11 protein-coding genes, 1 other RNA gene and 1 pseudogene are annotated in these 12,211 nt (G+C 36.9%); 11 read left to right on the top strand and 2 right to left on the bottom strand.

Annotation, left to right across the window (positions count from 1 at the left end; translation table 11 throughout):
• Positions 1-37 precede the first annotated feature (37 nt).
• The 5 genes and pseudogenes from H9650_RS13915 (at position 38) to H9650_RS13935 (ending at position 3,459) form a co-directional block, all read left to right on the top strand.
• A complete protein-coding gene (locus H9650_RS13915) occupies positions 38-748 on the top strand; it encodes a DnaD domain-containing protein (protein WP_144536837.1) in 711 nt (236 codons plus the stop codon).
• A gap of 10 nt (positions 749-758) precedes the next feature.
• Positions 759-1,415, top strand: coding sequence for an endonuclease III (gene nth / locus H9650_RS13920; protein WP_144536835.1), 657 nt, complete (start codon positions 759-761; stop codon positions 1,413-1,415).
• Complete coding sequence (locus H9650_RS13925; protein ID WP_191697464.1) at positions 1,402-1,710, top strand: YpoC family protein; 309 nt, start codon at positions 1,402-1,404, stop codon at positions 1,708-1,710. The genes nth and H9650_RS13925 overlap by 14 nt, the downstream gene beginning before the upstream one ends.
• 209 nt (positions 1,711-1,919) lie before the next feature.
• Positions 1,920-2,486 (top strand): annotated as a pseudogene (locus H9650_RS13930) (histidine phosphatase family protein).
• 103 nt (positions 2,487-2,589) lie between these two features.
• Positions 2,590-3,459, top strand: coding sequence for an SDR family oxidoreductase (locus H9650_RS13935; RefSeq protein WP_191697465.1), 870 nt, complete (start codon positions 2,590-2,592; stop codon positions 3,457-3,459).
• Positions 3,460-3,668: 209 nt separating this feature from the next.
• Here the strand turns inward: H9650_RS13935 and H9650_RS13940 are convergent, their stop codons facing one another.
• Complete coding sequence (locus H9650_RS13940; protein ID WP_151110128.1) at positions 3,669-6,293, bottom strand: PBP1A family penicillin-binding protein; 2,625 nt, start codon at positions 6,291-6,293, stop codon at positions 3,669-3,671.
• A gap of 21 nt (positions 6,294-6,314) precedes the next feature.
• Positions 6,315-6,914, bottom strand: a complete 600-nt coding sequence (gene recU / locus H9650_RS13945) for a Holliday junction resolvase RecU (protein ID WP_151110126.1) — start codon at positions 6,912-6,914, stop codon at positions 6,315-6,317.
• A gap of 184 nt (positions 6,915-7,098) precedes the next feature.
• Between recU and H9650_RS13950 the strand changes: the two genes are divergently transcribed.
• From H9650_RS13950 to rnpB, 6 genes are all read left to right on the top strand, one after another.
• On the top strand, positions 7,099-7,254 hold the full coding sequence (locus H9650_RS13950; RefSeq protein WP_154310921.1) for a hypothetical protein: 156 nt from the start codon (positions 7,099-7,101) through the stop codon (positions 7,252-7,254).
• Positions 7,255-7,329: 75 nt separating this feature from the next.
• The gene (locus H9650_RS13955) at positions 7,330-7,689 is read left to right on the top strand and encodes a YppE family protein (protein WP_144536823.1); all 360 of its coding nucleotides are present in this window, start codon (positions 7,330-7,332) and stop codon (positions 7,687-7,689) included.
• 1 nt (position 7,690) lies between these two features.
• Positions 7,691-9,970, top strand: a complete 2,280-nt coding sequence (locus tag H9650_RS13960; protein WP_151110122.1) for a DEAD/DEAH box helicase — start codon at positions 7,691-7,693, stop codon at positions 9,968-9,970.
• Positions 9,960-11,237: a ribonuclease H-like domain-containing protein gene (locus H9650_RS13965; protein WP_191697466.1), complete on the top strand. Its 1,278-nt coding sequence runs from the start codon at positions 9,960-9,962 to the stop codon at positions 11,235-11,237. The genes H9650_RS13960 and H9650_RS13965 overlap by 11 nt, the downstream gene beginning before the upstream one ends.
• A 79-nt stretch (positions 11,238-11,316) precedes the next feature.
• Entirely contained in the window at positions 11,317-11,613 is a 297-nt protein-coding gene (gene gpsB, locus H9650_RS13970) for a cell division regulator GpsB (protein ID WP_144536817.1), read from the top strand.
• 65 nt (positions 11,614-11,678) lie between these two features.
• Positions 11,679-12,062: RNase P RNA component class B (gene rnpB, locus H9650_RS13975), an RNA gene on the top strand.
• Positions 12,063-12,211: the final 149 nt, after the last annotated feature.

A 12,211-nucleotide genomic window follows, 5' to 3' on the forward strand; every position in this document is an offset into this window, starting at 1 on the left:
TTATCATCATGCAATAGATAAGAAAGGGAGTGCGAGTATGCATAAGCGAAATCGGCTCCGAATCTGGACAGAGCAGGGAAATGTAACCATTTCCCAGCTTTTTTTTAGCCATTATAAGGCCATTAATATGAAGGATGAGGAAGCTATTCTGCTATTACATCTTATCGCTTTTGGAGAAGCGGGAAACCACTTTCCAACCCCTCAAAACTTAGTGGAACGTACACATTTTAGTGAACATAAAGTAGTGACGATTTTACAGCGTCTTGTCCAAAAAGGTTTAATTCAAATAGAACAGCATATGGACGACGACGGAGTCCATTATGAGTACTACGATTTTAATCATTTATGGGAGCTCTTGGTCGATTGCGTAGAGCAACAAAACCTAACTAAAGAAGACGAAGAAGTAAAGGGCGAAGAAGGCGAAATTTACAAGTTATTTGAGCAGGAGTTCGGTAGATTATTATCTCCAATGGAATATGAAACGATAGGCATGTGGTTTGACCAGGACAACCACTCAGCCTCCTTAATACGTTTAGCGTTAAAAGAGGCGGTTTTGTCTCAAAAGCTTAGCCTGCGTTATATAGATCGGATATTATTCGAATGGAAAAAGAAAAATATTAAAACGGTTGAAGCTGCAGAAAATCAATCGGCACAGTTTCGACAGCATATACCAATACAAAGACCAAAGGAGCAACCTGCAAACACAGCGAAGGTTCCTTTCTACAATTGGTTAGAAGAAAGAGAGTAGGTGGAGAAAGTTGCTTACAAAAGCCCAATGGCATTTTTGTTTAGAGGAAATGGAAAGGATGTTTCCGGATGCTCATTGCGAGTTAGTCCACGACAATCCTTTTGAATTATTGGTAGCTACATTACTTTCAGCACAATGTACTGATGTCCTTGTAAACAAAGTAACAAAGGACCTTTTTCAAAAATATAAAAAACCTGAAGATTACTTGGATGTATCCATAGAGGAATTACAAAATGATATTCGCTCAATAGGTTTATATCGTAATAAAGCAAAAAATATTCAAGCACTTAGCAAGCAACTAATTGAGCTCTATAACGGCGAGGTTCCTGCTAATCGTGATTTACTTACGACATTTCCAGGTGTTGGTCGAAAAACAGCTAATGTAGTTGTTTCGGTAGCCTTTGATATACCAGCAATAGCTGTAGACACTCATGTAGAGCGTGTTTCAAAGCGACTGGGACTATGCAGATGGAAAGATTCTGTTCTGCAGGTAGAAGAAACGTTGATGAAAAAGACACCAATTGAATCGTGGTCTAAGGCGCATCATCAACTGATATTTTTTGGGAGGTATCATTGTAAGGCCCAAAATCCCAATTGTCCGCAATGTCCTTTGTTGCCGGTTTGTCGAGAGGGTAAGAAGAGGATGAGTAAAGTTGTCCAAGCTTAGAAAAGAAGATTTTAAACCTATTTTTGCAAGATGGTCAGTTATTCGGAATCAGTTGGAGATTCTTTATAAGGAAAGAGAGAAAGACACCCATGATTTAATGGAGAAGGGCATCGAATTATTGAGTGAATTATTTGTATTGGCTGAAGGTACTTCCCCTTTAAATTATGAAGAGCGTTTTATCTTTGTTCAAAAGAATTATAAGTCTTATGCAGCTTTTCGACAACTAGATGAATTGTTCAAGGAAACAGAAAAAAAACTTGCTCGTCGATTCATCATGGAATCAAGAATGCCTTAATATTTTTAACACTACCCCATAAGAACTGCCTTTAGAAGTTAGATACTAAACTAACATACAGAGGCAGTTTCTATGGGGCATTTTTTATGATAATGTTTTTATTTTTCATCTTGCTTGGTGAGCCTTATCAAAGATGCACCTAAGACTATAAAAACTTAATAATATAGGTTAAATTTAACAGAATAATATTATTTTTTCTGGAGGTTTATATGAAAACTTTCATATATATGTTGAGACACTGTGATTCAATTAAAACGGGAAATGAAAAAGATAGAGGCCTAACTGAAAAAGGTGTGACGGATGCTCAACGACTAATAAAGATTTTACAAGAAGAAAATATTAATACAGTTATATCTAGCCCATATACCCGTTCTGTATTAACAGTTCAACCATTTGCTGAATACATTGGACAAAATGTGGTAATTCTTGAAAATCTTAAAGAAAGAGTTTTTAGTCCTGAAAAAAAACGTTTATCTGATAATGAGCTTCAATGTTTGTTAGAAAAATCTTTTGAGGAACCGGATTTTTCTCTTAAGGGAGGAGAGTCGAATAATTAGTGTCAAAGACGGGGAATAGATGCACTTAAATCAATATTACATACTTTTAAAGGTCAGAAAATAGTAGTAGGTACTCATGGGGCAGTAATGACGTTAATGATGGGATATTTTGACAATAGTTATGGCTTGGATTTTCTTTTAAGCACTTCAAAGCCTGATATTTATAGAATGGAGTTCAATGAATTGGAATTAATAGATGTAACTAAAATATGGAAGTAATGTCTATTTGTTAAGTTCATAATGTCAGTAAAGCTTTAAAAGAGCATCAGCTTATCCAAGAATGCTACTCATTTATTATTAATTTTGAAAGGAAGATGCTCTTTTGAATTCGTTAAAGGGGAAAATTGCAGTTGTTGCTGGTGGAACACGTGGTGCTGGTAGAGGAATTGCTGTTAAGTTGGGAGAAGCTGGAGCAATAGTATATGTGACAGGGAGAAGTACAATTCATAGTCAGTCACCCATGGGCCGTATGGAAACAATTGAGGAAACAGCAGAATTGGTAACAAAAGCCGGGGGAAAAGGAATACCTGTAAAGGTCGATCATACTATTGAAACGGAAGTTGTTCACCTATTTGACCGTATCAAAAAGGAACAGGGAAGGTTAGATATATTAGTTAATGATATTTGGGGAGGAGATCCTCTTACGGAATGGGGAAAGCCAATAGGAGAGCATAGTCTTCATAAAGGACTTCAGATGCAAAAACAAGCAGTCCACTCACATATAATTACTTCCCATTATAGCATCCCTTTATTTAAAGAGAATAATGGTGGCCTGATCATCGAAATTACTGACGGCATTGATTACGAACCTCGAGGTAATTTCTATTATAGTCTAGCAAAAATCTCCTCAATCCACATGGCACAGGCGATGGCCATGGATCTAAAAGAATATAATATTGTTGTCATTGCAGTTACTCCTGGTTTTTTACGTTCGGAAGCAATGCTTGAATCGTTTGGCGTTACCGAAGAAAATTGGAGAGAGGCAACAAAGATAGATCCTCATTTTATTGCGTCTGAAACACCATTTTATATTGGAGAGGCTATACGCTGTCTTGCAAGTGATCCTCATATAGCTAAAAAGACAGGTGGGGTATATAGCACCTGGGAACTTTCAGAGGAATATGCATTTAAGGATGCAGATGGTTCACAACCACATTGGGGAAATTATTTTATAAAAAATGTGAAAGTTTAAAAGGTAATATCTTTCAGTCTCTTCTTGAGCAGATTCATTTTCAAAGTCAAATTGTTTATTAGAATTGCAAGAGACTCTTTATTTACCGTAAGATTGATTCATATTTTATACCAAAAATAAAAGAAACCAAAAAAACGAGGAAAGTTTATATAAACTTTCCTCGTTTTAGCTTATAAAATTATCATCTAACCATGTTAAAGAATGCTTGGTTAAGGTGTAGTACCGCTTTCGGTGTTACCTTCTGGATTTTCTACTGGACTTTCTCCATCAGTTCCACCTTCGTTTCCTTGACCACCCTCATTAGCGCCTCCATCATTGTTACCAGTGTTGTTGCCATTCCCGTTACCATTATTCCCGTTGTTGTTGCCATTATTTCCGTTATTACCATTGTTACCGTTGTTACCATTATTTCCGCCTTGGTTCTCATTTTCATCTTCAGGATTTTCCTCAGGGTTTTCTTCCTCAGGCTCTGGATCCTCAAGATTTTCTTCCTCAGTACCTTCTAAAACTAATTCTGCGCTAGCTGGAGCGCTTCGAACATCTTCAGCTAAAGCTGTAACTGTAAATACATACTTACTACCAGGAATAAGGTTTTGGACGATTAACCCTGTTTTGTTTGTCGTTTGCAAGATCTTATTTGGACCATTGTCTATTGAGACCGCAACTTCAAATTGAACATCTATATCTTCCTCGTCTGGCTGTTCAAATTCCCAATTTAATGTTGCAGATGATGTTGTTTCGTCATATTGAACTGATAAATTAGTTGGAGCGTTGAGCTCAAGCTGATCATATTCCTCAGATACTTGTGTAGGCTCTGTTCCTTTAACGAATAACTCCGTTAACTTTTTATCATCAGGAGTATATTCACTAGCTAATTTTAAAGGATTAGATCCTTTTTCAATTGTTACTTCTACAACAGAATTAGGCTTTTTAAATCTTTCCGTTTTCTGTCCTTCAGAAATATTCCCCATTACCTCTTTAAAGATACGTTGGGGGAGGCTACGCTCTTCAGATGTAGTGATGGCTGAGTTATCATCATAACCAGACCATACGGTTACTGAATAATTGGTTGTGTATCCAGCAAACCAAACATCCGGAACTCCTTTTTTGTCTCCTCCGAAGTTGGAAGTACCAGATTTACCTGCAACATCCAATCCACTAACTGCTGCGGCCTTACCAGTACCTTTTGTTAAAACATCTCTTAGAACATCAGTAATGATGTAAGCTGTTGAATCCTTCATAACTGCTTTAGATTCTGGCTTATAGTTTTTTTCTGTTTTGCCATCTCTATATACAATTTTATTAATCGCATATGGCTCTGTATGAATCCCTTCATTACCAAATGCAGCATATGCTCCTGCTAGTTGGATAGGGGACATGAATTTTGAGATACCACCGATTGCATAAGCTTCGTTGACTGTACCGATGTCTACTCCAAATCGACTAATAAATTCTCTTGATTTTTTAGTACCTACTTCTTTTAAAGTTTTGACGGCAGTAGTATTACGTGATTTATATAATGCTTCACGCATAGTCATAGATCCTAAATATTTGTTATCAGCATTACGTATTACCTGATCGGTCCCTGTATACTTAATTTCTTCGTCCACAAGTGTCTGAGCAGGGGACCAACCTAAAAATTCTACAGCTGGACCATAATCTATCAACGGTTTAATAGTCGAACCTGGTGAACGATTGACCATATCTTGAGCATGATTATATCCTCTATCTTCTCCGTAATTTCTTCCTCCACCTGCAGCAACAACTGCCCCTGTCTTAGTATCAACCACTGCAACACCAGATTGTATATCCTCTGTTGGGAATATATCTGAGTTCAAGGTCTTTTCTACTTGCTCCTGAGCTTTTGGTTGAAGAGTCGTATGGATTGTTATTCCTTCGGAAATGGCATCTGCATCACCGTTTTCCTCAAGCTCATCTAATACTATGTCGATAAACGCATCATATTTTGAATCTTGGTTTGCAACTCTTTCTTCTTCTGGAAGAAGGGAGTCGGTAACTGGCACCGCTTGAGCAGCCTTCATTTCCTCGTCAGTTATTTTCCCATGAAGATTCATTAGATATAGGACAGTATTTCTTCTTTTTTCAGCTAGTTCTGGGTTTTTAAAAGGATTATAGTTATTTGGACTTTGGGGCATGCCCGCTAACACTGCCATTTCATGTAGCTCTAAATCCTTTAACTCTTTACCATAAAAATATTTAGAGGCAGTTCCGAATCCATAAATACGTCCTGACATAAGAACTTTGTTAAAATACATTTCGAAAATTTCTTCTTTTTTATATTCACGCTCTAACTGAAGAGCCAAATGGGCTTCTTGAGCCTTACGTTTTATTGTTTTTTCATTTGTAAAGAATGAGTTTTTAACAACTTGTTGAGTGATTGTACTTGCCCCCTGTGCACCAAACCCATCTTTCAGATTGGCCAAAACGGCTTTACCTAATCGTAGAACATCGACTCCCATATGGTCGTAAAAACGTACATCCTCTGTTGCTAATATGGCATCTTCCATTTGTTGAGGGATATCTTCATAGGAAACATATTCGCGACTTTCGCTTCCGACAGTTGCAAACACTTCCCCATTAGCATCTAATAATTTAGGACTAATTGGGTCCTTTAACAAGTCCTCGTCTAAATCTGGAGCGCTGCTTGCGTAAAATGCAAATACAGATCCACCAGCTATCAATCCTACTAATCCAACCGCCACAATAGCTAATAAAACTCGCTTAATCCATGTTTTGGCAGGTTTCTTTTGTTTTTTCTTTTGAGCCATTTGTTGCTTTCTTCTTTGTTCACGAGTTGTTTTTTGCTCACTCATAAACGTCTCCTCACTTTCGCTTTATACATACAAGTCATTAACTATCTTTAAATAATTGACCCTTGGTGCATATTTTGGGTTTATTTCAATCCCATATTCTTCAAATTCTTCGAGGGTTATTGATTTCCTTCCCCCCGATAGCATTCTATCCCAAAATAATTTTAAATGCTCGTAAGACAAATAAAAATATCTATCCATACTAGAAAATCGAACTAACAAGAAGCTGATCCCAAGTTGTTTAACTACTTTACCCATATGCTCTACTTGATGTAAGTGAACATTTTTCAGAGGAAAGGAAGTTTTATTTTCCGTTTCTTTTGCTTCAAAGTCAATATATTTTCCTTTGTAGACTCCGTTAAAGTCAGTAGTTGATGGGGTTCGATAATATGCTTCTTTTATAACTGCGGAGCTTCTACTTGGATAATCCACCTTGACGACCTGAATAGGTATTGGCTTTTTATAGATGACTGCAATTTCATGAGCCAGATAGTACTCGTTGGCATCATTTATCTCATCTTCTAACGTCCTACCCCTATTACTAAAAGAATAATCTTTTTTCTTTGGAATATTTGTTTTCTTGGTAGGTGTATATACTTTCCCATTAGGGTATTGAATAGCCAAGACAATCACCTCTTTTATGGTATTAGTTTATCACAAGTTAGTTAGACGAACGAGTAATCAATTTAGTTTCATTTTTGTAACTGTCGATGGACCACTAGTTTTGTCTGATGTAAAGAACCTTTGTCGAGCAGGAAGGTATTTATGATGTAGGAAGGAACTTAACAGTTAAAGGAGAGTGGACATTATGAACAAAATTGAACGCCTTATCGACCAACTTGAGCTATTGGAATATCTATTAGAAAACCGTCTGAATGAAGAACAGGATCAGTTCGAAGAAGATTTTAGTAAATCATCCTTTCGTTTACTAGGTAAAATGGAAAAATTGGAGAATAATATGTAAGGAATGTATGTTCGTCTGAAACTGGTAATATGATATGCTTTTTGATAAACTATTACTAGAATGAGAGGGATTACATTGTCATTAACAAGTGTAAATAATCAGCTTTTAAACGAGTGTGATATTTGTATAGAACGTTTTCACCGTTTCAGAGAAGAGGACCGAGAGCCTGACTTTTTTAGAGAAGTGAAGCCATATGCATATAATATAGATGAATTATTAAACGAATGGGAGCAGCTTGTTCGACCTTGGATACAGACCAAACGACCGAAATATGTCCATCCAAGTCAAATTGATTCACTACTAGAATCTATGAGGCAATTTGTTGTGCAGTCATTTTATAAAGCAACGAGTAAAAAACGTTTCTTAAAGTCTGTACATTCTTCCAAATACACATTAGAAACAATTCTTCAGGCATTGAAGGAGGTTGGAGAGTAACATGCAAAAGAATAAAAGTATTGCAGAGCTATTAGATAATTGGAGAATTGATAGCAATCGCCACCCGCAAATTGAGCATATCCATACAGTAGAGGAAAAAGATGCAATTTATGCACCTTTCCCAGAAAAAATGCATCCCTCTATTAAAAATGCTTTGAAAGGTCGTGGGGTGAGTCAACTCTATATTCATCAAAGACAAGCTTTTGATGCTGCTTCTTTAGGGAAGTCATTTACTGCTATTACTCCAACTGCCTCTGGTAAATCTCTTTGTTATCATCTTCCTGTCTTACAATCGATAATGGAAGATCCAACCTCTCGTGCCATTTATTTATTTCCGACGAAAGCATTAGCACAGGACCAAAAAAGCGATTTAAATGAATTGATTCGAGAGAGTGGAGAAGAGATATTAAGTTTTACGTACGATGGTGATACCGAGCCGGGGATTAGACAAAAAATTAGAAAATCTGGACATATTGTGTTGACTAATCCAGATATGCTTCACTCTGGCATACTACCTCACCATACGAAATGGGTTTCCCTTTTTGAAAATCTGAAATATATTGTCATTGACGAAATTCATACATATAAAGGTGTATTTGGTAGTCATGTTGCACATGTTATTCGCAGATTGAAAAGGATCTGCGAATTTTACGGTAGTAAGCCGCAATTTATTTGTACGTCAGCTACTATTAAAAATCCTAAAGAGCTTGCAGAAAATTTAACAAATGAAACACATCAATTAATTGATCAAAACGGCGCTCCTGCTGGCAGAAAGCACTTTGTATTTTATAATCCTCCTATTATACATCCAGTATTTAATGTTAGAAGAAGTGCGGTTTTAGAGGTTAGGGATCTTGCGCAAGAGTTGTATGTAAACGGAATTCAAACTATTGTATTTGCTAAAAGTAGAGTAAGAGTGGAAATGCTAGTAACTTATTTAAAGGCTTTGGTGAGTAAAAAGATAAATGATCAATCTATTCGTGGCTACCGAGGAGGATATTTACCTTCTGAGCGAAGAGTTATCGAAAAAGGGTTGAGAGAAGGAGTCATTCGAACAGTAGTTAGCACAAATGCACTTGAGTTAGGAGTAGATATTGGCCAGCTTCAGGCTTGTATTATGACTGGGTATCCAGGAAATATTGCAAGTGCTTGGCAGCAAGCAGGTCGAGCAGGCCGTCGACAGGACGAGGCCCTTATTATTTATGTGGCTCAATCGACAGCTCTAGATCAATACGTAGTAAAGCACCCTGACTATTTTCTTGGACAATCACCTGAAGAGGTCCGGATCCATCCAGACAATATGATAATTTTGATGGACCACCTTAAATGTGCAGCCTTCGAGCTTCCATTTAGTACTAGTGATACATATGGAGAATTCTCTATTCAAGAGCTGTTAGAATTTCTTGAGAGCGAAGGAGTTCTTCTAAAGACATCGGACAAGTGGCATTGGATGTCCGAAAGCTTTCCAGCTAGTAATGTAAGTCTTAGGTCTGCTTCTCAGGACAATGTCATAATTATTGATCAATCTATTCCAACAAAAACTAGAGTGATTGGAGAAATGGACCTTTATAGTGCGATGACATTACTCCATGAAGAAGCGATCTATCTCCATCAGGGTACTCAGTTTCAAGTAGAAAAACTAGATTGGGAGGAGAAAAAGGCCTTTGTGAAGGAAGTGGACGTGGATTACTTTACTGATGCTAATATCGCAATCGAACTAAAGGTATTAAGCGAGGATAAGGAAAGGGAAGCGGATATTGGTACGCTTAGATTTGGTGATATCATTGTTCTTGCTCAGCCTACTATCTTCAAAAAGATTAAGTTCGATACCCATGATAATATTGGTTCAGGAAAAATACATCTACCGCCCCTAGAGCTTCATACCTCGTCCACTTGGTTTAGCTTCGATAAACCAAACAATTGGTCAGAAACGTTGCTTTCAGACGCAATGACAGGAGTGGCCTATGCGCTACACTCGTTTATCCCTTTATTCATACATTGTGATGCTAAGGATATTCATGTAGTACCTCAAGTAAAATCGATTAATGTAGAAAAGCCTACTTTTTATATTTATGACAGCTATCCAGGGGGAATAGGTTTATCCGAGAGAATGTTTGATCTATGGAATAATTTAGTGCCTAAGGTGACGGAGCAGATAGAAAGCTGTCCATGTACTGGTGGTTGTCCCGCTTGCATTGGCGCTCAGGACGCCGAACAAAACTTGAAAAAAGAAGTTATTAAACTCCTTCACTTATTGCAGGTGAATCAAAATGTCGTATGAAAAAAAACTATTAGAAATGAAGGGCCTATTAAAGAAAAATACTCCTGAAAAACAGCAACCCAAAAAGGAAGTGCTAGATATTGCACTTCCTTTTTATACAGAGCAATGGGAAAAGGCTGGATTAAAGCTAATAAAAAATGAAAAAGGTTTCTTCTTTTTAAAAGAAACATTTTATCGTAACAAGCATATACATGGAACTATTGGCTTGGATAAGCTTGAAGCTGCTATTTCTTTTATGCAGGAAAGATATCCAACTCATCCGCTTACTATTTCTCCAAACAGCTCTTATTGCTTTTATGACACGGAAACGACCGGTCTAAAAGGGGCAGGTGTCTTAATTTTTTTGAATGGTATTTTAAAAAAGGCTCCTGGAGGTTATTTATTGTCTCAATACGTGCTAGCAGACCCAGGACAGGAAGCTGCCTTTCTACTGGCCACTGAGTTTTGGAAAAACACTCAAACTATTATTACTTATAACGGTAAAAGCTTTGATTTGCCCCAATTAACGACAAGGTGGACAATGAATCGTAACACTTTACCACCCATGAAATCTCATGGACAAATTGACTTAATGCACTCATCTAAAAGAATTTGGAAAGGTGATTTAGAGCGTTTTAAATTAAAGCAATTAGAAGATAGTAAATTAGGTTTTAGTCGCAAAAATGATATACCTGGTCATTTAGCTCCAATTATTTATTTTGATGCGGTTAAGCATGGTAACCCAACTAACCTTATGAGAATTTTAAAGCATAACGAATGGGATATCCTATCACTAGCAACGCTATATACTTTATCGGTGGATCTACTAAAAGAAACCGAGGTTCAGGAAACTGCAAACACATATACGAATATTGGAAAATGGTTTAAAGATTTAAAGTCTAAGGATGCAAGCAAGGAATGGTTCCAATTTGTATTGGATCAATTTCCAGAAAGAGAAACAAGCATGGCCTACTACTATATGGGTTTGCATTTAAAAAGGCAAAAACTGATGGATGAAAGTATCGAAGCCTTTAAGGAAGCATTAAAAGAAATAAAAGGGAAATATCGTTTAGAAGTTCTGGTAGAACTAGCAAAGCTCTATGAACATCAAAAAAAAGATTATGAAAAAGCATTAGAAATGACCCTTGAATGCCTTGAATATTGGAGAGATTCTGAAATAGATTCACATAAAGATTTTAGTAGTCAGCTCCGTAGGCGGGAAATAAGAATAAAAAAGAAAATAAATATTTCCCGGGAAAGCGCACAACCTAACAAAAAACGCACTTAATCGCCCAAAAATACTCCATTATTCGACACCACTATGCTATAATACGAGTAGCGAATTGTAGACGGAAGGAAGATGCTGCATGGAATTTAAGTTAAAGGCTTCTGATATATTAGAAAAAGAATTTAAAACAGGCTTAAGAGGCTATAATCAAGAAGAAGTAGATATGTTTTTAGATGATATCATCCAAGATTATGAAGCGTTCGAAAAGAAAGTATCACAGCTGCAATTAGAAAATAAGCAACTAAGAGAAGAGTTAGCTGAGGCACCAAAGCGAACAGCTCCGGTCCAACCAGCAGCTGGCGCTACTAATTTTGATATTCTAAAAAGATTATCTCATTTAGAAAAACATGTGTTTGGCGCAAAATTGTACGAGTAATATTATATTAGTAAAGAATTATTGTATATTCAGCTAACATCGTGTATAATTGGTTTACCACTTATATATTCGGGCAATCGCTGCAATGCTAGACATTGTAGAGGAAAGTCCATGCTCACACAATTCTGAGATGAATGTAGTGTTCGTGCTTAGTGAAAAAATAAACTAAGGCAGCCATTTTGGCTGACGGCGGGATGAAGGCCTAAGTCTTCGGATATGGCTGACAATCTCTGAAAGTGCCACAGTGACGGAGCTGTATAGGAAACTATACAGGTGGAACGAGGTAAACCCCACGAGTGAGAAACCCAAATTATGGTAGGGGCATTTTCTTGAAGGAATTGAACGGATAGAAAAACAGACAATAATCTGTAGATAGATGATTGCCATCCACATACGTACGAGGTAATGCACCGTTTGAGTACCGTGGAAACAAAACATGGCTTATTGAGTGTATGAGTGGCTATAATTAATAATACGGAAAGCTCTCCAATCACGGAGAGCTTTTCTTTTCTTAATAGATAAAAAGTATATGCTTATTTATAGTATTTATATAGCTATGGGAGTGTTGTACGATTATGGCATGTAAGTGAAATACTAT

It is taken from the genome of Psychrobacillus faecigallinarum (assembly GCF_014836595.1).
Taxonomy (GTDB): Bacteria; Bacillota; Bacilli; order Bacillales_A; family Planococcaceae; genus Psychrobacillus; species Psychrobacillus faecigallinarum.

What these genes read in the sequence shown, in the direction of transcription:
- H9650_RS13915 (WP_144536837.1), top strand. Translation starts at nt 38, where the DNA reads ATGCATAAGCGAAATCGGCTCCGAATCTGGACAGAGCAGGGAAATGTA.
- H9650_RS13940 (WP_151110128.1), bottom strand. Translation starts at nt 6,293, where the DNA reads ATGAGTGAGCAAAAAACAACTCGTGAACAAAGAAGAAAGCAACAAATG.
- H9650_RS13950 (WP_154310921.1), top strand. Translation starts at nt 7,099, where the DNA reads ATGAACAAAATTGAACGCCTTATCGACCAACTTGAGCTATTGGAATAT.
- H9650_RS13960 (WP_151110122.1), top strand. Translation starts at nt 7,691, where the DNA reads ATGCAAAAGAATAAAAGTATTGCAGAGCTATTAGATAATTGGAGAATT.
- H9650_RS13965 (WP_191697466.1), top strand. Translation starts at nt 9,960, where the DNA reads ATGTCGTATGAAAAAAAACTATTAGAAATGAAGGGCCTATTAAAGAAA.
- gpsB (WP_144536817.1), top strand. Translation starts at nt 11,317, where the DNA reads ATGGAATTTAAGTTAAAGGCTTCTGATATATTAGAAAAAGAATTTAAA.